The 22,630-nt window shown below is 59.7% G+C and carries 20 protein-coding genes; 2 read left to right on the top strand and 18 right to left on the bottom strand.

The window, feature by feature from the left end; genetic code table 11:
- Window position 1: 1 nt before the first annotated feature.
- A complete protein-coding gene (locus tag AC07OD_RS10365) occupies window positions 2-1,012 on the bottom strand; it encodes a Bug family tripartite tricarboxylate transporter substrate binding protein (protein ID WP_218339797.1) in 1,011 nt (336 codons plus the stop codon).
- 95 nt (window positions 1,013-1,107) lie between these two features.
- On the bottom strand, window positions 1,108-2,034 hold the full coding sequence (locus AC07OD_RS10360; protein WP_218296204.1) for a LysR family transcriptional regulator: 927 nt from the start codon (window positions 2,032-2,034) through the stop codon (window positions 1,108-1,110).
- A gap of 171 nt (window positions 2,035-2,205) precedes the next feature.
- Here AC07OD_RS10360 and AC07OD_RS10355 point away from each other — a divergent pair, with 171 nt between their 5' ends.
- Window positions 2,206-3,222, top strand: a complete 1,017-nt coding sequence (locus AC07OD_RS10355) for a polysaccharide deacetylase family protein (protein ID WP_494596477.1) — start codon at window positions 2,206-2,208, stop codon at window positions 3,220-3,222.
- Window positions 3,223-3,238: 16 nt separating this feature from the next.
- On the top strand, window positions 3,239-4,153 hold the full coding sequence (locus tag AC07OD_RS10350; protein ID WP_494596475.1) for an enoyl-CoA hydratase: 915 nt from the start codon (window positions 3,239-3,241) through the stop codon (window positions 4,151-4,153).
- Between the two features lie 302 nt (window positions 4,154-4,455).
- On the opposite strand, the gene AC07OD_RS10345 is transcribed toward AC07OD_RS10350, so the two are convergent.
- The 16 genes from AC07OD_RS10345 to AC07OD_RS10270 form a co-directional block, all read right to left on the bottom strand.
- Window positions 4,456-5,652 (bottom strand): M24 family metallopeptidase, encoded by a 1,197-nt coding sequence (locus AC07OD_RS10345; protein WP_494596473.1) that lies wholly within the window; start codon window positions 5,650-5,652, stop codon window positions 4,456-4,458.
- Between the two features lie 30 nt (window positions 5,653-5,682).
- On the bottom strand, window positions 5,683-6,654 hold the full coding sequence (locus AC07OD_RS10340) for a Bug family tripartite tricarboxylate transporter substrate binding protein (protein ID WP_492806860.1): 972 nt from the start codon (window positions 6,652-6,654) through the stop codon (window positions 5,683-5,685).
- 154 nt (window positions 6,655-6,808) lie between these two features.
- Window positions 6,809-7,465: a TetR/AcrR family transcriptional regulator gene (locus AC07OD_RS10335; RefSeq protein WP_255591051.1), complete on the bottom strand. Its 657-nt coding sequence runs from the start codon at window positions 7,463-7,465 to the stop codon at window positions 6,809-6,811.
- A 514-nt stretch (window positions 7,466-7,979) separates the two neighbouring features.
- Entirely contained in the window at window positions 7,980-8,609 is a 630-nt protein-coding gene (locus AC07OD_RS10330) for an EthD domain-containing protein (RefSeq protein ID WP_218296208.1), read from the bottom strand.
- 27 nt (window positions 8,610-8,636) lie between these two features.
- Window positions 8,637-9,332, bottom strand: coding sequence for an EthD domain-containing protein (locus tag AC07OD_RS10325; RefSeq protein WP_369643428.1), 696 nt, complete (start codon window positions 9,330-9,332; stop codon window positions 8,637-8,639).
- 22 nt (window positions 9,333-9,354) lie between these two features.
- Window positions 9,355-10,518 (bottom strand): NADH:flavin oxidoreductase/NADH oxidase, encoded by a 1,164-nt coding sequence (locus AC07OD_RS10320; protein ID WP_494596469.1) that lies wholly within the window; start codon window positions 10,516-10,518, stop codon window positions 9,355-9,357.
- A 17-nt stretch (window positions 10,519-10,535) separates the two neighbouring features.
- The gene (locus AC07OD_RS10315) at window positions 10,536-11,468 is read right to left on the bottom strand and encodes a DMT family transporter (protein ID WP_255591052.1); all 933 of its coding nucleotides are present in this window, start codon (window positions 11,466-11,468) and stop codon (window positions 10,536-10,538) included.
- 15 nt (window positions 11,469-11,483) lie between these two features.
- Window positions 11,484-12,755, bottom strand: a complete 1,272-nt coding sequence (gene fahA / locus AC07OD_RS10310) for a fumarylacetoacetase (RefSeq protein WP_218296211.1) — start codon at window positions 12,753-12,755, stop codon at window positions 11,484-11,486.
- A gap of 6 nt (window positions 12,756-12,761) precedes the next feature.
- Complete coding sequence (gene hmgA, locus AC07OD_RS10305; RefSeq protein ID WP_494596466.1) at window positions 12,762-14,081, bottom strand: homogentisate 1,2-dioxygenase; 1,320 nt, start codon at window positions 14,079-14,081, stop codon at window positions 12,762-12,764.
- 129 nt (window positions 14,082-14,210) lie between these two features.
- Window positions 14,211-15,173 carry an MBL fold metallo-hydrolase gene (locus AC07OD_RS10300; RefSeq protein ID WP_494596464.1) on the bottom strand — a complete coding sequence of 321 codons (963 nt, stop codon included), beginning with the start codon at window positions 15,171-15,173 and terminating at the stop codon, window positions 14,211-14,213.
- Between the two features lie 32 nt (window positions 15,174-15,205).
- A complete protein-coding gene (locus tag AC07OD_RS10295; protein WP_369643433.1) occupies window positions 15,206-15,916 on the bottom strand; it encodes an ABC transporter ATP-binding protein in 711 nt (236 codons plus the stop codon).
- A gap of 15 nt (window positions 15,917-15,931) precedes the next feature.
- On the bottom strand, window positions 15,932-17,710 hold the full coding sequence (locus AC07OD_RS10290; RefSeq protein WP_494596461.1) for a branched-chain amino acid ABC transporter ATP-binding protein/permease: 1,779 nt from the start codon (window positions 17,708-17,710) through the stop codon (window positions 15,932-15,934).
- Window positions 17,707-18,630 carry a branched-chain amino acid ABC transporter permease gene (locus AC07OD_RS10285; RefSeq protein WP_494596459.1) on the bottom strand — a complete coding sequence of 308 codons (924 nt, stop codon included), beginning with the start codon at window positions 18,628-18,630 and terminating at the stop codon, window positions 17,707-17,709. Before AC07OD_RS10285 ends, AC07OD_RS10290 begins: the two co-directional genes overlap by 4 nt.
- A gap of 58 nt (window positions 18,631-18,688) precedes the next feature.
- Entirely contained in the window at window positions 18,689-19,885 is a 1,197-nt protein-coding gene (locus AC07OD_RS10280; RefSeq protein ID WP_494596457.1) for an ABC transporter substrate-binding protein, read from the bottom strand.
- A gap of 73 nt (window positions 19,886-19,958) precedes the next feature.
- Window positions 19,959-20,735 (bottom strand): SDR family NAD(P)-dependent oxidoreductase, encoded by a 777-nt coding sequence (locus tag AC07OD_RS10275; protein ID WP_255594778.1) that lies wholly within the window; start codon window positions 20,733-20,735, stop codon window positions 19,959-19,961.
- A 27-nt stretch (window positions 20,736-20,762) separates the two neighbouring features.
- On the bottom strand, window positions 20,763-22,520 hold the full coding sequence (locus AC07OD_RS10270; RefSeq protein ID WP_494596455.1) for an FAD-dependent oxidoreductase: 1,758 nt from the start codon (window positions 22,518-22,520) through the stop codon (window positions 20,763-20,765).
- Between the last annotated feature and the right edge of the window lie 110 nt (window positions 22,521-22,630).

Raw genomic sequence — 22,630 nt, 5'->3', positions numbered from 1 at the left:
CTCAGTCCAGCTTGATCTTGCTGTGCGAGATCAACTCGGCCCAAAGTGCCTGCTCGCGCCCGAGATACTGCGCAAACGCGTCCCTCGATCCACCCACGGGCTCCAGCCCCAGGGCCTCGAGACTGCGCTTGCGGAATCCCGGGTCGGCGAGAACCTTGTTGACTGCGAGATTGACGCGCTCCAAGACCGCCGGGGGCGTGCCGGCAGGAGCGGTCAGCCCGATCCAGTTCTCGCCGGAGAAAGCGAATTTCTGTTCGCTGATCGTCTGCACGCCAGGGAAGAAGTCGGACCGCTTTTCACCCATCACGGCGATCGCGCGCAGCCTTCCGGTTTCGATGTACGGGGCCACTGCGACGTGCGCCAACATCGCGGACTGCACGTCACCCGCCAACAAGGCCTGCATCAACGGCGCCGAGCCGTTGTACGGCACGTGGGTCAGCTGGGTTCCAAACACACGGTTGTACTCGGTCAAGAACACGTGCGAGGTGCTGCCCGTTCCGAAAGTCCCCCAGTTGACCTTCCCGGGATTCGCCTTGTCCAGTGCAGCCAGTTCGCTGAGGTTCTTCGCGCCGACGCCGGAGGAGACCACGATCGCCGCCACCATGTTCGCCATGCGGACCACGGGAACCAGGTCAGTCTTCGGGCTATAGGGCAGCTTCGAGTACAGCTGTGGATTGAGCGACATGATGTCGCCGTTGCTGATGCAAAGCGTGTAGCCGTCGGCGGAGGCCTTCGCACACCGCGTCGTCCCGATGATCCCATTCGCGCCGGCCCGGTTATCGATCACCACAGGCTGCCCAAGCTCCTTGCTGAGCGCCTCCGCCATCGGCCGAGCGAAGTTGTCCAGCACGCCTCCCGGCGGGTACGGCACGACCAGTTGCACCGGCTTCGATGGCCACGCCTGGGAAAATCCACTCTGAAGCGTCAAAGCGAGTACAGCAGCTATCGCGACCTTCACGCCATTTTTGATACACATATTCGTCTCCAATTTTGAAGTTGTCAGCAGGCGCACGTGTCCGCCAGACCCGCATATTCGCGAGGCGACGGCCTCCTGGCAATTCACTATTGGAAAACAGCAGTTTCGCCCTGCTTAACCCCCGTAACGTATCAACTCACGGTGCTCTGGCTATCGCGTGCATCCGCGCGCAACATCTCGACGAATTCACGTGCGAACGGTGGCAGTTCCTCCAATCCTCTGATGCAGATGTACTGGGGTCGAATCGACCACTCGTCCTCCAGGCTCACGATGCGGATGTTCATCGACTTCGCATGGCGTGCGGCTGGCAGATGGGTGAGCACGCCGACGCCGATCCGTGCCTGAACCATCCGGCACAGTGCTTCGAAATTGCCGACTTGGGCACGCAGATTGATGTGTCGCCTGAGCATTTCAGCCTGCTGCAGCAAGAAGTTGTGAAGCGTGCTCGATTGGGAAAGTCCGACGTGGTCAAAATCCAGCGTCTCGGCAAAAGAAACAGAACGCCGCTCAGCCAGAGGATGTCCTGCCGGCACAGCGAGCACCATGTGATCGGTGCGATAGGGAAGAATCTCCAGACCAGTTGTGCCAACGTCTTCGAGGATCACGCCGACATCAACCACCCCTTCCGCAACCGCTCGAACGATGTCGCTTGAAAGGCGTTCCCGCAAGTCGATGCTGGTTCCGGGCCGACTTGCGAGGAACTGCTCGATCACAGGCGGCAGAAATTCACTGATGGCAGTGGTGCTGGCCATGATCCGCAAGCGCCCATCGATGCCGTCGGAGATATCAAGCATCTCGGCACGCAACAGCTCGACCTGCTCCATGATCAGCCGCGCGTGCTTGATCATCGCCTGGCCCGCGGCCGTGAGCGTCAGCCCCTTGCTGGTCCGGTTGATCAGGCGCGTGGCCACCGATTGTTCAAGTTGCTTGATCCGATTGCTCGCAGCAGGCAGCGAGATGTGGACCTGTTCGGCAGCGCGCGTGAGGCTGTTGGTGTCGGCGATGCGCACCATCAGGCGAAGGTCGGCGAGATCGAAGTGGACAGAGCGCCTGGGCATGCCCTGTGGCCGCTCCTGGGGGCGGTCTAGCATGTGGATGACCAAATGCCGTCTTCGACATCCGGCCGCCTGCACTTTTCCATGCTGAAAGTCACCTTTCGTATTGTTGAATAGACGAGCGCCTGTGCAGCGGCGATGCTCGGGGACCGACAAATGATTGGTCCCGACATCATGCATTCCACCCCCGGCATCAACAAGACTCCCCTGCCCGTTTCACCCCTGGGCCGACTGAAGATCGCGATCACGATCGACGACATGCTGCTGCTTCGAGGGGTGCCAATGGCTCCCAGGCACAGTGTGCCATCAAACATTCGCGCGATCATCTCCGCCTTGAAGTCGCATGGCGTGGCCGGGGTTTACCAGTTCTCCAACACCGCCCCGATCGAAGACGACGCGAACTTGCTGGAGGTTTTCGACACGTGGGTCGAGAGTGGCCATCATGTGGCCAACCACACGCACAACCACCCACCACTCAACTGGTTGGACGCAGACACTTACGCCCGCGATATCGAAGAGGCAGAAAAGTACCTTGGCCACTACATCAACCAGGCGCCAAGGCGCTGCTTCCGGTTCTGCATGGATCTGTGGGGCGACACCGCGTGCAAGTGCGGAGCCATCCTGGACAGGCTCGAGGACATGGGCTACACGCCGGTCCCGGTCAGCATCGGATTCCACGACATACGTTGGAATGCGGCGTACTGCCGGGTATTGAAACGCGGTTCGCCCGAGGAGGCGGCGCAGATACGTCGTGCCTATGTGGCCAGCGCGCTGCACGAGTTGCGTGTTCACGCGGCAAACGCGAGGGCGGTGTTCGGCCGCGACCCGATCCACATCTGGCTGATCCATGGCACGTCCATTGCCGCGGACTGCCTGGAGGAAATCCTGGACTGCTTTCGGGCCGCAGCAGTCGATTTTGTTTCGCTGGATGACGCCATGGGCGACCCCATGAACGCCGAGGTTCCTCCACGGATCAGTCCGGAATTCATCTTCCAGGTCGAGAAATGGGCACTTTCGCTGGGCGTCCCCGTCAGCGACCCCATCCCGTCAATCCTCGACGACATCGAAAAACTGCATCCCGCACCGGGCGAAATGCAGGCTGAGATCACCTTGCGGATGCGTGAGCACATCGCATCCGCCACGGGAGCCAAGATACAGCCGATTCCTCTTTACCCCAACCAGCAGCACTAACACAGCAGCCACTTCCATGCAGCCCACATTCTTCGACCCCCACACATACGACGGCGTGCGCTACGAGCACTTCACGCAGGACATCGTGAACATCGCGATGTCGCGACCGGCCGAGCGCAACGCGCAGAACATGGAGATGACGTACGCGCTGAATGCAGCGTTCGACCGCGCCGCGCAGGATGACGCAGTGAAGGTCATCCTCCTCTCAGGGGACGGCGATCACTTTTCGGCCGGCCATGACATGGGCGGCGACCACAACAGAACCTGGCGTGACTTCCGCACGGTGGGCACCTGGGCTGCATTCGACGGCCCGGGCGTCGAAGGCCTCTATGGAAGGGAAAAGGAGATCTACCTGGAGATGTGTGAACGCTGGCGCAACCTCGCCAAGCCGACGATCGCGGTGGTGCAAGGGTCTTGCGTGGCCGGCGGTCTCATGCTTGCCTGGTGCTGCGACATGATCGTCGCGGCTGACGATGCCCGGTTTCGCGATCCAACGCTCGAGTTTGGCGTCGCAGGCGTCGAGTTTTTCATGCATCCGTGGGAACTGGGTTCCCGCAAGGCAAAGGAATGGCTGATGACCGGTGACTGGCTGACCGCTCAAGATGCAAAGCAATGCGGGATGGTCAATCAGGTTTTCCCGGCGGGTGCGTTGATGGAAAGCGCGCTGAACCTCGCCAAGAAGATCGCCAACAAGGGGAGTTTCGTCCTCAAGGCAGTCAAGGAATCCGTGAACCATGCACAGGACGTCGGAGCGCGTCGCAATGCCATGATGCACGCATTCGGGCTGCACCAACTTTCGCACCACCACAACAAGCAGCAGTGGGGATTGCTGGTGGACCCTCAAGGAATCCATCCGGCTCTTCGCGAGAAAATCCGCGTCCGGTTCAATCTGCAGGCACTGCCTGGCACCGGCGACAACCGGAAATCCTGACCATTGAACGTGCCTTGAACTTGATCCCGACGCCCTGCCGCCGACGCAAGCGCCGGACCATCTGTTGCGAACGCAGCAATCGCCTCAAGGGCGAGGGGGTGGTGCTTTTCGTCCTTGGGGCCATTCAGTTGCTGCATGCGCGAACCAAGCCAGTGGCCGCCATCTACTCCCGCAACGCTTGACTGGCTGGACGACAGGACGGCACTGCGGCATGCCGTCTTCCTCGAGCCACCGGGGTAACTACCGGATGGGATCAATTGCGATTCACCGGGCGTGGCGGCTTTGTGTGGTGAGCACCTCCTCTAGCCCACTGTGGCGTAGGTGAGGTCCTTGGGGGTCTTCACCAATACCTCCGGTTCATCACCGACCACTACCGTGTCATCGAGCCTGAAACCGCCCAGGCCATACACATAGAGACCGGGCTCTGATGAGTACACCTCGCCGGCGAGCAGCGCACGCGTATTGAAAGCCATGTCCTCGGGGTACTCATGCAGCATCAGGCCCACGGCATGTCCCGTGCGATGGAACACGTGGTCGGCCAGTCCGGCCTTCTCGATCACCGCCAGCGCCGCAGCGTCCATGTCGCACACGCGCCTGCCCGGGCGCGCGGCGGCGACGGCGGCATCGGTCGCGGCGCGCGCGGTCTCGAAGCATTGCACCTGCTGCGCGCTCGGCGCGCCGCAGAACCAGGTGCGTTCGTTCTCCACGTAGTAGCCATTCAAGCGCGGCAGCACGAAGTTGACGATGGTGTCGCCCGGTGCAATGCGGGCGCCGCATGAAGCGCCATCGCCGTGCGGCGAGGCCGAAGCGGGGCCGGTCAACGTCCAGCACTTCATGATTTCGAAATCCTCGCCGGGGAACCGCCTCGCGGCTTCCTCTGCCATCAACGCGGCCACGGTGTGATCCACTACCTGGACCAGGGCGCCGGCCTTGTAGAGCTCGCGGTAGCGGTCCTGCGCCCAGTCCGTCAAACTGCCGAGTTCTCGCATGATCTGCAGTTCCTCGGCATGCTTGACCCATCGCAGCGCACGCATCTCGCCGTGGGAGGGGCGCACCACCAGCTCAGGCAAATGGCCCTGCGCCAGCGCCAGCACCGGGTGCGGGAGATCCACCGCTAGCCGCGCACCGGCCAAGCCGTTCGAGTGCAGCAGGCCGGCCACCACCTCGGGCAATTGCGCTGGCAAGGGCAGCCTGTTCGTGATGCGGGGGTGCTCGCTGTAGTAGTGAATGCGGTCAGCGTCCAGCCACAAGCTCTGCTTTTCCAGGCAAAAGCGCAGGTGGTGGGTGGAGAGTTCGTTCATCACCGCGAACGGTGCGCCGTGGCGCGGCACAAAAAGGAACACCGGGCGCTCCCAGGGCCAGACGTCAAGCTGGAAGTTGCTCGCATACTGAAAGAAATCCGCAGTGGTGAAAACCAACGCATCAACGCGCAAGCGGTCCATCAGGGCCTGCATGGCTTGCGTACGGGCGTCGCGCACGGTGGTGGTGAGGCGGGGCATGGCGTTCTTTTCCTTCTTCGGGTTGCTCGCTTATTGCGCGATGTCGAGTTTCTTGATGAATGGCCCCCAGGCTGCAGCGTCACGCTGCATCAGCCGCTCGACCTCGGAGGCAGGCGCCGAGATCGGCTCCAGCGTCTGCGCGGCCAGGCGCTCGCGCACCTCAGGGGTCTGGATCGCTTTGTTTATCTCAGTGTTGAGCCTCTGCACGATGGCCGGTGGCGTGCCTGTCTTGGCAACGATCGAGTACCAGCCCGGCACAGCTACGTCATAGCCAAGCTCCTTGAAGGTAGGCACATTTGGAAATGCATCCATGCGCTTGTCACCTGTCACGGCCAGCGCCACCAGCTTGCCGGTGCGCACCAGCTCCGTAATGCCGCCGGGCACGGTCGTCATGACCGGCGTGTCGCCAGCCATCAGGCTGGTGGTGGCGCCCGCGCCGTTGAACGGCACATGCTGTAGCTTCATGCCGCTGCGCTCGGCCACGAGTTCCATCGACAGATGGGTCGAGTTGCCGATGCCTGCCGATGCATAGCTGATCTGGCCCGGTGCTTCCTTGGCCTTTTTCACCAGCTCGGCAAAGCTGCGCACCTGCAGCGTGGGCGAGGCCAGCGTGACGAACTGCGTGTTGGCGAACACGGCCACCCCGGCAAAGTCGCGCGCAGGGTTGTAGCTCAGACGCTGATAGAGATAGGGATTCCAGGCCAGGTTGGACACCCCAGCGAGAAAAAGCGTGTAGCCGTCGGCCGGCTGTCCCACGGTGTAGCTCGCAGCAACACTGCCGTTTGCGCCGGGCCGGTTCTCCACCACCACGCTCTGGCCCAGGCCCTTGCCGAGCTGCTCGGCCAGGGTGCGCGCCAGCACGTCATTGCCCGATCCTGCGGCCTGGGGAACGATGAGCTTGATCGGCCGCGCGGGCCAGGTCTGCGACCACGCTGGCAGCGCCAGCAAAACGCCCAAGGCGACGAGCACTTTCAACCCCGGACGACGGTTCAACGGCTTCATCATCAGCCCCTTTCAAAGAGTATGTACCGCGTGGTACAGATTGCAATGAACCGCATGGTACAGAAATCAAGGGAAAGCGCAAGTGCAAAAAAAAGCGCCCGAGCCAGAAGGCGCGGGCGCTAAGCAGAAGGCGGTTCGGGCGGCAGTCAGTCAGTCAGTCAGGATGAGGCGGCTGCGCGATGAGTTGGGCGAAGTACTTGAGGGCAGCAGTGGTCTCCTTGCGGTCCCCTGTCGCCAGCAGGTCCAGCATCAGGCCACGAAATGTCGCAAGCTGCAGCCTCGCACGCAGCCGGGCCTCTTTCGGGCGCAGACCCAGTTGGTGGATCATCTGGCGTTCCAGGGGTTCCAGCCAACTTGCTACTACGTCCTGTAGGAAATCCGCATGGCGCTCAGGGTTTCGCACTGCTCGGCCATAGAGCTCGAACAGCAGTTGCATCACGGGCAAGTAGCTCTCGGTCGAGAAGCGGTCCCATGCGCGCTCGATGTTGCCTGCCATGCCGAGGTCGTTGCCCAGGATCTCACGGCGCTTGGCCACCTCGTCGCGGCGGATTTCGTGTAGCACACGCTCCCAGAAATGATCGGCCGAACCAAAGTAGTAGATGAGCATGCGGTGGCTGGTACCAAGGTGCGGTGCGATGGCCCGCAATGACCAGTCCCCGAAGCCATGCGTCAGCACATGCTGACCCGCCGCAGCCAGCAACTGACGGGCTTGTTCGCCATCGCGCCTGGAAGGCGGTGTCGCGTTACTCCCGGAATCTTTGGGAGCTTTTCCGGGCTGTGCATTGGCAGTGTGCGAAGGGGGCGTCGTCATGCAGCGCATTTTCGCAGCACGATGGCCACTCTCCTCGTCCGAGTGTTCGCGTTCGCATGCGATCAACCTTGAACGGTGGACCTCCGCTATTGCAGGGAGGCCCAAGGCGCTGCCTGGTAGATTGCCCGTTGAGCGCATAAAGCTGTCGTATGTCAGATGGGGCACAAGCGGCTGCAACCAGCCTGAAGCAGCCCATCCGACTCCCCGCAGACCTTTGCGATCTTGGCCCCAAAAGCGCCTCAACCGAGGCGCTTGGCATTTCGCGACACGGAATTCTTCCGACGGACTTTATGGTTGGAATCAACCCGTATGCGGGCCAATGAAAGTCGATAACAGGACCCCATCATCCATGCGGCTTTTTCCATGGTTGATCAAATGGGTTGTTGTCCTAGAGTCGGAAACACCGCCGAGTTCACCTTCGCACTTGTGCGGCACGCAATCACAGCGGTCAGAGTTCCACCAGGAATGCGGCAAGGAAGCAAGGATTCGCGCACCGGCACGGACAGGTGGCGCCTTACCTGATATGGAGCCGATCGACGAGATAGGCTACGCCATCTGTGGTGTACGTCTCGACCACCCGGCGGAGCCTGGACTCGGGCTCGAAAGCTTCATGAGCCTTCGCGACACTGGCGAGCCAAGCGGAAATGACCCCTGTGGGAGGTACAGGCTCCGCCCAGAGTTTCTCGCGCCGTGCAGTCGACACCGTCCAGTTCAGCACCGAACGCATCCCTGAAGCCTTATCCAGGTCTTGCAGTTCAGACCACAACGCATTGCGCGTCTCTGGCTGCGCATGGAACGGAATGAGCACCTTGGTGCATTGCTCTTGAGGTTCGTCGCCCTGCTCCTCCACAACGCACAACGTCCAACCCCTGAGGAATTGCGGCTCGTCGGCCGGAATGAACTTGGCCCCTACAACTGACGCTTGGGCCTGCCGCATGGCCTCGGCGTCGGAGAAAGACAGTTCGACGACACCATCCACGGTGAAGGCCGGCTCACCATCGCTCGCCCACAAAACCTTGTCCACCCGGTTGTGCGTGTATTTGACAATTCCATTCATCCCGAGTGCAAGCTGCGCATGAGGCCCCGCCCAATATGCACGGAAGTCACTCGTGGCCATACCTTCCCTCTTGGCCAGAAGCGTCATACGTTTCATCATCTGAAGCCCTTACCGTCAGAGAATTTGCCGCTCGGCCACCACAAACGCCGTGATTTCAGACAGAAAAGTCTTGGCATGAGCCATTGTTTCCTTGCCAGCGTCTGAACCGAACGCTGCACCAAGCGTCTCCGCGTCCTTGAACCAAAGCTCGACGATCCCGTCGATAGGAAGATCGCTGTAGGCACAGGGGCGTCCTTTCACTCGTTCCCGTCCAGTGATCACATTCTGGCGGTAGGCGCTGACGCCAGACATCTTGCGAACCAGGTCGCCGTGAGTCTTCCATTCTCGACGGAACTCCTCTTCGCTCAGGGTCGGCAGACGCTTGATGACCGACATGCGCTTTAGGAGTTGGGAGCGCTCTTTCTGTGTAGGCACCGGAATGACCACGGACTGCTCGGCGGTCACGATGTGCAAGTCACCAAGGAAATACTGCTCGTCCTGGATGAGGTCGTTCGCCAAATCGCTATCGCTGAAAGCTCGGTCAGACTGCTTTGCGTCGTCAAAAGACAGTTGCGAAAATCCATCGAAATCCCATGGCCCCCTCGCGAAGTCAATACCTCGCTGCAGTCGATCCACGACGGGGTTTTGCCAATACTCGCGCAAATTGGGCAACTGACTGGCGAGCGCTCCATGGCTATCGCGCCAATATGAATTGAAATCCTCAAAAGTCCAGCCGACTTTTTTTCGGATGAGCCCCATGCGTACCGTCATATGCGTGTCCTTCCCTTTTATGTCAGCTCTGCTGCTCAGCAGCCTCCGCACGTGCTCGCGCCAGCCCGGGTGCACGCTTTGCCAGCCATATGCCATGGCGAATGGGCCAGCGCTGGTAGTTCGAATCCATACCCAATGCACCCGCCGCGTGGTGAGCCCAATACGGATCGAACAAGGCCTCTCGACCCAAAGCGATCAGATCAGCCTTGCCTTCTTGAAGTACGGCCTCTGCCTGAACCGCATCGACGATCATTCCAACCGCCTGCGTGGGCACATTGGCGCCATGCCGAATGCGTTCAGAGAACGGCACCTGAAAGCCCAGTCCACGTGGCACCGGAAGTGCGCGCGTTTCCTCAGTCAACCCGCCTGATGAGCAGTCGATGACGTCCACGCCGACTTTGGCCAACTCGCTTGCGAGGACAACCGAATCCTCCAAGCTCCACCCGTCAACGCTGCCATCCACTGCGGACAGCCTGCAGAAGAGAGGCTTGCTGGCAGGCCAGACAGCCCGCACTCGGGTTGCCAGTTCGACCGCAAGTCTCATGCGGCCATCGAGGCTGCGGCCCCACTCATCGTCTCGGTGGTTTGAGTTCGGAGACAGAAAGCTGGCGACTAGATAGCCGTGACCGAAGTGCAACTCCACGACGTCAAAGCCCACCTTGTCCGCCCGCACTGTTGCATCGACGAAGCGTTGAATCGCGTCCTCAATCTCCTGAGCATCCATAGCTCGGGGCGGGGACCAACCTGGACCTGCAGCGAGCGCGCTGGGGCCGAGCCGCTGCCAAGGCTCTGTGTCGGCTTGCATTTCCGTGTCACTCAATGCCGCACCTCCCTCCCACAGCGGCTGGCTACCCGACTTTCTGCCCGCGTGAGCCAGCTGGACGCCAATTGCACAGTCGTTTGCGTGCACGAAATCGACCACTGCCTTCAGCGGCTCGATTTGGCTGTCATCCCACAAACCCAAATCCGCGGTTCCAATACGGCCACGCGGGTCGACAGCAGTACTTTCCGTCAAGATGAGACCTGCGCCACCGAGTGCGAACTTCCCGAGGTGAACCATATGCCAGGAAGTGGCCCGCCCCGCTTCGGCGGCATGCTGGCACATCGGAGATATGACAACGCGATTCTTCAGCTGCAGCTCTCGAAGCCTCAAAGGCTGAAACAACAGCGGCTCATGGATAGTCATGATGAAATTTGAAAGGCTTAAGAGTTCGATGAAGGCGGCACTGGCGGTCTAGTGCCGAGGAAAGTGCCGGCCATGACTGCGAAAAAGCCCACGAGGTGCCACGTAGTCAAACGCTCGTCCAGCAACATCGCAGCAAAGAGCACGCCGAAAACAGGAACCCAGTAGAGGAAGACCGCTGTGCGTGCTACACCAATAGAGGCAATGGCGCGGTTCCAAAGCAGATTACTCAAGGCCGTGGCCATCACCCCGGAGAACAAGATCAGCGCCCATTGCCACCATCCAGGGAAGATCGCCTCAGGGGCCAAGGAAGGACTTCTGATTGCCGCCTGCAGCACTAGCATCAAAGTACCAACGAGGTAAATGGACCAGCTGATGGTCAAGGGATGTAAAGAGCGGGCAAGGCGCTGCACCAGCGCCCCCCCGGCCGCAAAGCTCACCACCCCCGCCACCAGCATCAGATCGCCAATACTCGCACTAGACAGTCCGGCGCCGGGGTGACTAAGCACTACAGCAGAAACACCGCCAAAGCCCAAAGCAACACCGAGCAGACGTTGCGGGGTCAGGCGCTCACGGAACATGATCGCGGCAAGCACTGCAGACACCAAGGGGCTGAGAGCCATGATGAGAGCGCCGTTCGTCGCAGTAGACCGCTGCAACCCCTCTGCGAAGAGCAGTTGATTCAGGTAGACCATCAGTACGCCGCACCCAACCAGGGTACGAACTTGCTTCCAATCCAGGCCGGTAACTATCTGGCGTTTCCAGACCAGAATTCCTGACAAGACAGCTAGCGCCACAACCATCCGCAAGGCTGCGAGCATGGAAGTTTCGAAGCTGAGGGTCAGCTGCTTCACCACGGTGACATTGAGCCCCCAGATCGCCATCGCGGCGATGAGGGTCACCTGCACCCCAAGTGCCCGGCGACTCACGGTGCGCGGACTTTCAGGATGCATGGGTTCCGCGCTTCTTCATGACGCCGCGACCGTGCCAGCGCAATCCCCAAACCCAATGCGCACCGCACCTTCGGCTTCGCACCACCCGCGCAGGATCAGCGTATCTCCATCTTCAAGGAAGCTGCGGACCTCTCCGTTGGGTAGTTTGACCGGGTGCTTTCCACTTGTCGTCAGCTCCATCAACGAGCCCGCCTCGCTCGGATCTGGGCCAGACAGGGTCCCAGAACCCAACAAGTCGCCAGCCTGCAAGTTGCACCCATTCACAGTGTGGTGCGCTACCAATTGCGCGGGGGTCCAGTACGCCGCTCGACTGGCATTGGTTCTTGAAAGGGGCACAGGGCCCTCGCCCGCGTCGCGCATCGTTTGGGTCTGCAGAAGAACCTCAAGAGATATTGAGAATGCTCCCCTTTTGCGATTGCCGTCACCGTCAAGGTACGGGAGGGGTTGCGGGTCTTCGGGGGGCCGCTCGAACGCTACGCGAAAGGGAGCCAATGCCTCCATGGTCACCATCCAAGGGGACAAGGTACTTGCAAAATTCTTGGAGAGGAAGGGGCCCAGAGGCTGATATTCCCAGCCTTGGATATCACGCGCGGACCAATCGTTGAACAGGGCCACTCCAAAGAGATGAGACTCAGCATCTCCAATCTCGATGGACTCTCCCTGCTGATTGCCTGCCCCTACGAGCCAACCCAGCTCCAGCTCATAGTCCAGGCGCCTGGACGGCCCCAAACCAGGTACAGACATGTCGGGAGCCTTGATCTGGCCACGGGGCCGCTTGAAGGTGACGCCGCTCACACCGATCGAAGATGCGCGGCCGTGATACCCAATGGGTACCCATTTGTAGTTGGGCAGCAATGGGTTGTCTGGACGGAACTGCTTGCCCACCGTGGTCGCGTGGTGAACACTCGTGTAGAAGTCGGTGTAGTCGCCCACACGGCAAGGCACTGTGTACTCGCATTCAACCTGCGGCACCAGGGCGCCCAACCAGGTCGCACGTTGAGGACTTCCGTCACGCAAGCCTTCAGAAATCTTGTGACGCAGGGCCCTCCGATCGCTCATCGAAGCGCCCATGACGAGGTTCATGTCGTCGGTGTCAATCAAACCAGCGGCCCGAAGACCTAAGACCTGATCACCAATGGCCACGCCGATCTTCCAGTCGCCCTGACTATCCACTCGCTTGAATCGCCCGAAAGGCAAGTTCTGCACTGGGAAATCGCAGCCTGCAAGATTGGCCGAATCGACCCAGCTCTTTAGCTTCGGGTCGTGGGTAGCGTCGATGTCATACATAGTCTCTTAACTCCTTCCGGCAGGCTTGAACTGATCCTTGAGACCCGCCCAGCAGTCGGCATAGTCATGATCCAAAGGCGCCTTGCTGAGTGCGAAGGCTGAAGGAATGAAGCGATACCGGCTTTCAAACATGAACGCCAGGGTGTTGTCCAGCTTCTGTGGTGTCAGCTCCACGCTTGAGGCCTTTTCAAAGGCCTCTTCATCAGGGCCGTGCGGCACCATCGCGTTGTGAAGGCTGGCACCGCCAGGTTTGAACCCACCAGGCTTTGCGTCGTACTCGCCGTAGACCAGGCCCATGAACTCGCTCATCAGGTTGCGGTGGTACCAAGGCGGTCGGAAGGTGTCTTCCATGACGAGCCATCGCGGCGGGAATATCACGAAGTCGCAGTTCGCCGTGCCAGGCGTATCGCTGGGCGAAGTAAGCACCGTGAAGATGGACGGATCTGGGTGGTCGAAGCTGATGGAACCGATGGTCATGAAGTTGGCCGTGTCGTACTTCACCGGCGCCAAGTTTCCATGCCACGCCACAACGTTAAATGGCGAACCCTTCGCAGGTGCAATCCAGAAGTGCCCACCAAATTTCTTTATCAGCTCGCAAGAACCTGTTTGCTCTTCGAAGGCAGCAACAGGAGCCAGAAAATCTCGCGCATTCGCAAGCCCGTTCGACCCAATGGGCCCCAGTTCAGGCAAGCGAAACTGCGCACCATAGTTCTCGCACACATACCCCCGCGATGGTCCATCCGGCACTGCAACTTTGAAGACCAAGCCACGAGGCAAGACTGCAATCTCCCCGGGCCTGAGATCCAGGACGCCCAATTCGGTTGTGATGACCAACCGCCCTTGCTGGGGGACGATGAGCAATTCACCATCCGCATTGACAAATGCGCGCCTGTCCATGGACTTGTTCGCCAGGTACACCAAAGAACCAACACCCGCTTGCGCATCCGCGTCGCCATTGGCTGCCAGGGTTCGCATTCCATCAACGAAGTCGATTTCCACGCCCTCCTCGAAAGGAATGGGATGCCAGCGCATTGGCTCTGGTGCGAGGAGCGTTCCGCGATCGCCACCCGTGGTCCACAACGGTTGGTGGTATGCCTTGTAGCGCCCCGCCACCACCGAGGGCTGGCGTCGGTACATCCATGTACGCCGGTTTTCATGCCTCGGCGCAGTGAACGCAGTTCCAGAAATAAGCTCGGGATACAGGTCAAACGGAGTCCTTTGCGGGCTATTGCGCCCCTGAGGCAGCGCGCCAGGCACGGCCTCCGTGGCATGCTCGTTGCCGAAGCCACTTTGATAGCGGCGTTCCGAATTCAAGTGGTCAATCACGCTTTGCTCCTTGACAGGTATTGCGGGCCGGCAAATCCCCAGAATGCAGGGACGGACCGACCCGTCCGCACCGTCCCAAAGGTCGGTCCGAGCCGAGATAACAGATGGTTGGGGACTGAAGGAGAAACCTCAGCCTTCCAGCGTCTTCCACATTTCGATGTCGCGCTCTGCAGTCCAGATGCGTGGATCAGCGTATTGAGTCGCCTCGTCGTAGCAACGGGTTACATCGAACGGCATGCAGTGGTCAAAGATGACCCAGTGACCATATTTGGGCTTCAGCGCTGCGAATGTCTCCTTGTAGATCGTGTTCAGATCCTTGCCAGCAGAGACGCCCTTTTGCACATTCGCATACACGTCGGCAATGAATTCACCTGTCTCTGAAAGACCTTTGGCGACCTCTTCAGGAGTGGTCAGAGCCACTCCGCGTCCTGGCACCAACGCCTTTGGATTGAGGGCAGCAAGATTTTTCAGGGTTTGCGGCCAGTCCTTGAAGTAGGCGTCGCCCGCATAGGGTGTGGCGCCGAACTCGACCAGATCGCCAGACAGCAGAGCACCCTCACCAGGCAGCCACACGACGGTATCGCCTTTGGTGTGACCACGGCCGAGTTGCAACAACTGGACTTCCACCTTGCCAAGCCACAGCGTCATTTTTCCGGTGAAAGTCATCGTGGGCCAAGTCATGCCAGGGGGTACGGTCTCAACTCCCGCGAAGAGACGAGGGAAGCGACCAATTTCGCTGGCCTTGTCCTGCTCGCCACGCTCAACGATCAAATCGTAGGTGTCCTGGCTCGCAAGGATGTGATCTGCGCCGTATGCACTGGCACCGAGCACGCGCACAGCGTGGTAGTGCGTCAGAACGACGTACTTGATCGGCTTGTCGGTCACCTCGCGAATACGGCGGATGACGTCTTGCGCCATGGCCGGCGTGGCCTGTGTATCAGCCACGAGCACTGCGTCGTCGCCAATGATGATGCCGGTGTTTGGATCGCCTTCTGCTGTGTAGGCCCACGCGTGTTCGGATATCTGGCTAAAGGTGACCTTCTTCTCTTCAAGGTCGGCTTGCGAGGCAAACTTCTTGGATTCTTGGCTCATGGGATATTCCTTCTGAAATAGATTGATGACGGTCAATGTGAGCCGAGGTACGCGGCCTTGACCTTGGGATCGTTAAGGAGTGCACTACCAGTCCCCTCCAAAGTGATGTGGCCAGTCTCGAGCACGTAGGCACGATCTGCGACACCGAGAGCCTGCTTGGCCATCTGCTCAACCAGCAGGATCGTCAGACCCGACTCGCGCAGCTGGCGGATGGCATTGAAGATGTCTTTGATGATCAAAGGCGCCAATCCGAGAGACGGCTCGTCCAGCAACAGGAGCCGTGGCTCACTCATCAACGCACGCGAGATCGCCAACATCTGCTGTTCACCGCCCGACATGGTTCCGGACAACTGGTTCTGACGCTCACGCAATCTTGGGAAGCGGTTGAACTCTCGCTCGATCGCCGCTTCAATCGCTGCAGGATTGCGCCGGCGGGAGTAGCCGCCCAACATCAGGTTCTCGCGAACTGTCTGGTCGGCAAAGACACCTCTGCCCTCGGGCGACATGGCTACCCCCAGCGCGACGCGCTCGTGTGCTCTGACTTTCGCGACGTCCTTCCCATCAATCTGTATGCTGCCTTCGGCAACGGGTTCCAGCCCGCAGATGCTTTTGAGAAGAGTGCTTTTGCCCGCGCCATTCGCACCGATGATGGTGACCACTTCGCCCTCCCGCACTTCCAAGCTCACGCCTTTGACGGCCTGGATCGCGCCATAGGCGACCTTCACTGAATCGAGTTTCAACATAGGGTGCTTTCCAGATCAGGGGGCGACAAGAGCGTCCGCCGGTTCGTCAACGCCTAGGTAGGCCTCGACGACACGGGGGTTGGCTTGCACTTCAGAGGGCTTTCCCTCTGCGATCTTGATCCCGTAGTCCAACACGATCACGTGGTCGGAGATCGACATGACGAGATCCATGTGGTGCTCCACCATCAAGATGGTCACACCGCACTTGCCAATACGGACAAGAAGATCGCCCAACTCCGCTGTCTCTTGTGGATTAAGACCTGCAGCTGGCTCGTCAAGCAACAGCAGTTGAGGCTCAGTGGCTAGCGCCCGTGCCAGTTCGACACGGCGCTGAAGGCCATAGGGGAGGCTGCCGGCCGGTTGATAGGCCAGATGCAGCAGACCGACCAAATCCAGCAGTTGCAAGGCGCGGGCGCGGGTGGCGGCTTCCTGCTTTCTAGCACTGGGTAGCGCAAACAAGGATGCGAGAAACCCATTCGTCATGCGCGTATGGCGGCCCAGCATGACATTGTCCAGAACCGACAGATCTGCAAACAGCCGCAGGTTTTGGAAGGTGCGCCCCATTCCCATACGACAGATCGCATGCACCGGTCGGCTCGATACCTCCTGACCAAGAAACTTGATCGAGCCTTCACTTGGATCCAGAAGACCCGTGAGCATGTTGATCATCGTGCTCTTACCCGCACCGTTGGGTCCGATCAGCGCGTGGATATGCCCACGCTGAAGTCGGAAAGACACGTTTTGAGCAGGCCGTACTCCACCGAAGTTTTTAGTGACACCTTGGGCCACCAGCAACTCGCCCTCTCCCTGCGGACCAATGCGCGTCGGAGCTGCGGACTTGATAGGCATGTCAGGGGCAGCCGCCGGCCGGCGGAACCACGTCGAAAGAAGCCCCATGACCCCTCCCGGCATGATGTAGAGCGCAAACAGCAGCAGAAATCCATAGAGAAAGTGCTGGGCTGACGGCCAACGGGCCAGAGCAGCGTCGATCACAGTCAGAACCACTGTTCCAACCAAAGGGCCGTACTGCGAGCCAGCACCACCAAACAGCACCAACAGCAGAATAAAGATCGACAGATGGAATGTGATGAAGTCGGAGTTGATGTACTGGTTCTGCTGTGCCACCAGCGCACCAGCAATGCCACAGGTAACTGCCGCAACCACAAAGGCTATGACCTTGGCTCGATAGACACGGACGCCCACCGAAGATGAAGCGATCTCATCGGCTTGCAGTGAGAGCAGCGCCCGGCCAAAACGGCCCTGCAAAAGATTGCGCAGCAGCAGATGCGTCACCGCGCACAGGGCGATGCCCAGCCACACCCATTGCAGGGACGTAAGGGGCTGTCCGTTCCAGGTCAGCGGCTTGATGCCGTAGATACCCTGGGCGCCCCCAAAAACGTCAGTCCATTCGCCGACGAGCTTTTCAACAACGATGCCGAACGCCAGCGTCACCATCGCGAGATAGGGTCCTTTGACCCGCAAGGACGGCAGCGCGATCAGCACGCCGCAGATGCCGGAGACAACAGCTGCCAACGACAGCGCCAACCACGGGTTGATCTCCGTGCGCGTTGTGATCAACGCCACCGCATATGCCCCGGCTGCGAACAGGCCAGCCTGGCCCAGTGACTTCTGCCCTGCATAGCCCACAAGCACGTTCATGCCTGCAGCACAGAGGTAATACACGCACATCATGAAAACGATGCGCAGGTAGTAGTCATTTCCCAGAAAGGAAACCCAGCCTGCGAGAACAGCGACGGCAAGCATGACCCCGAAAAGATGTTGGCCGCGCTTCATACCTTCTCCACCATCTGCTTGCCGAAAAGACCGGTCGGCCGGAACGCAAGAACAAGAATGACAAGGGCAAAAACAGCGACCTCGCGCCACTGCGCCGACCACAGGTTCACCAGGGACTCAAGGACGCCGAGAACGAACCCGCCAATCACACAACCACGTGGATTGCTCAACCCGCCGATCATGGCGCCGGAGAATCCCTTCAGCCCCACGGTGAGGCCCATGAAAAGGGATGCCTGCGCAATAGGAGCGAGAAGGAAGCCCGAAAGGCCAGCCAGCGCAGAACTGACAACGAAAGCGCCAATCATCACTGCGTTGGTATTGATGCCCATGAGGCTCGCGACGTTGCCGTTAGCCGCAACAGCCCGCATGGCCTTGCCCACCATCGTTCGGTTCATCACAAAGTCGAAGCCGATCATGATGACAACGGCGACCCCCAACGTGAGCAGCTCCTGCGGTCGCACACCGACTCCCATGAGACGTATGACAGTGTCGCCCACCGGTCCCGGGACGACCACCGGCTTGGGGCCCCAAATGGCCAAGCCGATACTCTGGAGGATGACGCCAAAGCCCAGGGTGCTCATGACCCATGCCATGCCAGGCCGCCCAGCGAAAGGGCGTACGCCAATCACGTAGAGGAGCCATCCCAAAAAGCCCATCACTCCAAGGGCTGCAACAAGCGCCAGCAGCTGGGCACCGGCACCAGGCTGGGCCTGGCCGAACGTAGTGGAAGTCACAGGAAGACCGAGGACGAGGAAGAGCGCGCTCATGCCGATGAATGCACCCGCGGACACGAATTCCCCATGGGAGAAATTCAAGGTCTTGGTGGTTGTAAATGTGATGCTGAAACCCAGGGCTACCAGGGCGTAGGCACCGCCCACGGCCAAGCCACTGAGAACCGCCTGCAAGAGCGCCTCTGTCATTGTTATCTCCGAGATGATTTCCTGGACTGCTTCGCGCAGTCCAGACAAGCGTTGCGCGTTATTGCTTGAAGTCCGCGCTGCTCAGCGAGTTCACGATCGGATCCGCATAGGGCATCAGCTTGCCGTCCTTCCAGCGAATCCAGACCAGGTCTTTGGCTGTCAGAGCCTCATGGTTGGCCTTGCTGAACGGCTTGTCGTAAGTCTTGAGTACGCCTTGAACCGGTGCTTTCAGATCTTCCAGCGCGACACGCACAGCCGAGCCATCAAAGCTGCTGGCTTGCTTGGCAGCCGCAGCGTAGAGCTGCACCGAGTCGTAGCCATGCAATGCAAAGGAGAACGAGCCAGGCGCCTTGAGTTTGGCCCCGATGCGATCAAACAGCTTCTGCTGGGAAGGTGTACGCGTCTCGCTCACCGTGCGCATGAAGATTGGCTTCTCGGCAAGCGCCTTGCCTGCCGCATCATAGAAAGTGATGTTGTCGGCAGCCCAGGAGGTCAGCACCAAGGGGAAGTAATTTGTCTTCTCCATGCTGCGAACAAGCTGCGCGATGGGCGTCCCCTGAGCCCAGACCACCACAGTGTCCACGTTCGCGGACTTCATCTTGCTCAGCTGAGACGTCATATCGGTATCGCCCACACCGAAGCGCTCAGTCGCTGCAATCTTGATATCTTGCAGCTTCGCGATTTCCTCCATGTCCTTGAGACCGCCCTGGCCATAGCCCGTGGTTTCCGCCATCAGACCGATTACTTTTGACTGGCCCGCATTCTTCTTCACGTAGGCCATCAAGGCCGCTACTTGCTCACGATCCACCATCGAGACTCGGAACATATAGTTGTCCGCACCAGGACTCATGGGCTTGGTGATATCGGTGCCCGAGCCCACGTTACCGATCACAGGGATCTTCTTTTGGTTGGCGATGTGCTTCCAGGCCATCGCATTGCCAGAGTTGGTCGGGCCAAACACCGCAGAGACCTTCTCGCTGTCGATCAATTCGCTCATGTTCTGGATCGACTTTGGAGGCGCAGAGGTATCGTCCCGCGTAATCAGCGTCAGCTTCTTGCCCAGAACGCCGCCTGCAGCGTTGATGTCGGCGATTGCGGCCTCCATGCCCAGAACCGCTGCCTGCCCACTTTGCGCCGATGGGGATGCTGACAAATCTCCGTTGTATCCAAGCTTGATGTCTTGCGCGCTTGCGGTGGCAGCAGCGACAACGCCGGCTGCCAGGATGGCTCGCTTGAAGAGCTTAGGAATACTCATGGCTGTCTCCTTTTTGGAATGGTGAACTCGGTGAGTTCTGGGTTGGAAATCTGGATGGAAACGACTCAAGGACTCAGGAGGCGAGAAACCCGCCATCCACAGGAAGCGTGACCCCCGTCACATAGGAGGCCATGCCGGATGCCAGGAAAACCACGGGACCGACCAATTCTTCGGGCTGGCCGACGCGTGCCATGGGCGTGCGCAGCATGAATTTGTCGAGTCGCTCAGGAGCCTCCCGTGTGTAGGAAGTCATCGGAGTTTCGATGACTCCGGGAGCGATTGCGTTCACCCGAACTCCGTCCTTGGCAAGCTCGACGGCGAGGGCTTGCGTCATGAGTTTGACGGCGCCCTTGGATGGTGAATAGCCCACCACGTTGGGGATTCCAGTGCTCGAGGCAATAGACCCCACATTGATGATCACTCCCCTGGTCTGCTTCAGCGCATCCAGCCATGCATGCGATGGAAGGAAGGATCCCATCACGTTGACATTCAGAGTGCGCTCGAGGTTGGACGCCACCTGGGGGCTGTCCAGCCCCTCGCGAATGATGATGCCCGCGTTATTGACCAGGATGTCGATATTGCCGATTTCAGTGGCCACAGTTTTTGCCAAGGCTTGGCAAGCATCATTGGAGGTCACGTCCAACTTGTACGCGATTGCATCACTGCCAGCGGCCCTGATTTCTGCGGCAACAAGCTTGGCGTTCTCTTCGTTCAAGTCCGTCACGACGACCCGAGCCCCTGCCTTTGCAAGGCCCTTGGCGATAGCCCTGCCATTGCCTTGTCCTGCGCCGGTCACAAGCGCGATGCGTCCATGGAGGACCTTGGGCGCCATGAGTTCAGAGATTTCCATTGCGGTCTTTCTTGGTATGTATTCGATCTATGCTGTTTGGGGTTGCAGGCGCCCAGCAGAGGTCCGATTCGGACTGGCTTTCGGTTCACTTGTTTTCCTTGCGAGCGTCTGACCGACGACATAGCCAAAAGTGAGCGCTGGACCGAGGGTGATGCCTGCGCCTGGGTAGTTGCCGCCCATGATGCTGGCGGCGTCATTGCCAACTGCATACAAGCCCTTGACTGGCTGCCGGTCCTTTGAAAGGACTTGGCAGGACTCATCGGTTGCCAGCCCTGCGAACGTCCCGATTTCACCCACAACTATCTTGATGGCATAGAACGGACCTCTATGGATCGGGGCCATGCAGGGGTTGGGCTTGACCAGCGAGTCGCCCTGATACCGGTTATAGGCGGTGCTTCCCTTGGCAAACTTTGTGTCCACTCCAGACGCGGCATCCCGATTGAAGGCTTCGACCTCTTCTTGGAGGGCGGCGGCTGGAACGCCGATGAGGCTCGCCAGTTCCTGAAGGCTGCTGCCTCGCTTCAAATAGCCGCTTTTGAGATGCTTGCCAATGGGCAGAGGGAATGGAGCTACCGCCCCCAACCCATATTCGCGCAGGTGCTCGTGATCACAGACGAGCCAGCAGGTCACTTCGGCGGACCCTTTGCAAGCTTTCACGAGGTCCTGAATGAAGTCGTGATAAGACATCGCCTCGTTGGTAAATCGCCGCCCCCTTGAAGTCACGGCGATCACACCGGGCTTCGCGCGATCGATGAAGTGCGGCATAACTCCCTGGGTGCCATCCTTGCGCTGGACCACCGAGGTTGGACACCAGGCGGCCGCATTCGGGATGCTGGGATCGACCCAGCCCCCTACGGATTCGCCGAGGCGCAACCCGTCACCGGTGTTCAGCGCAGGGGACGGAGTGAAGTGCTCTCGGCCGGTTGGCGCATGTGGGAACAACTGCTTGCGACGCTCGATGTCGTAGGGAAAGCCACCACAGGCAAGAACGACGCCTCGGCGCACTCGAACTTCTACTGACTTGCCGTCCCGCACCACAGTTGCACCCACGACCGCATCGCCTTCCACGATGAGTTTTTTGACCGGAGCATTCAGCCACACGGGGATGTTCAGGTCCATGCCGGCCTTGGCCAGCCGACCGGCCAGTGCATTGCCGTTGGTCAGCGTCATCCCACGGCCGTACCTGACAACATCCATGAGATGTCCGCCGAAGCGCTTGGCAACATACAAGAATGACTCGAGCGACTTGAAGGCACGCAAGAAGTGCCACAGCTCCTTACCTGATCCAAGCATCATCCCGAAAACCGTCAACTCGGGCACGGGGGGGGCGAGTTTTGAAACATAGGCGCCGAGTTCACGGGCATCGAATGGGCGGGTCACCATGGAGCGGCCACCTGGCTGGCCGCCGGGGGCCTCTGCGTGATAGTCCGGAAACACTGGCGGCATGTCGAATTGCACGCACGTTTTTTCCGTGAAGAAATCAATGGCCTTTGGCCCGTTCTCGATAAAGGCGTCTACGCGCGCGGGATCGAAATGCGTAGTGGTTTCGTGCTGCAGGTATGCCCGTGCCGCCCCTGGGGGTTCGCTGATGCCTTGCTCCCTGGCGAGCTTTGTCCCGGGAATCCACAACCAGCCACCAGACCGGGCCGTGGTGCCCCCATAGACAGGCGCCTTGTCGACAACCAGTACCTTCAACCCCTCGTACGCAGCCGTCACGGCCGCGGACATGCCGGACGCTCCAGTTCCAACTACCAAAACGTCATAGCTCGTTTCCAGCTCACTCATGGTCATCACTCCTTGGACGTAGGGGCCGCTTTTAGCGACCCAATGACGTTAGTATGGTGCTAATGCATTTTTTATAGACTAATGGTTTACCCCAATCAAATGCAATTGAA

This window comes from Acidovorax sp. GW821-FHT10E03 (genome assembly GCF_059415205.1).
This window is presented reverse-complemented; position numbering and strand designations above follow the sequence as displayed.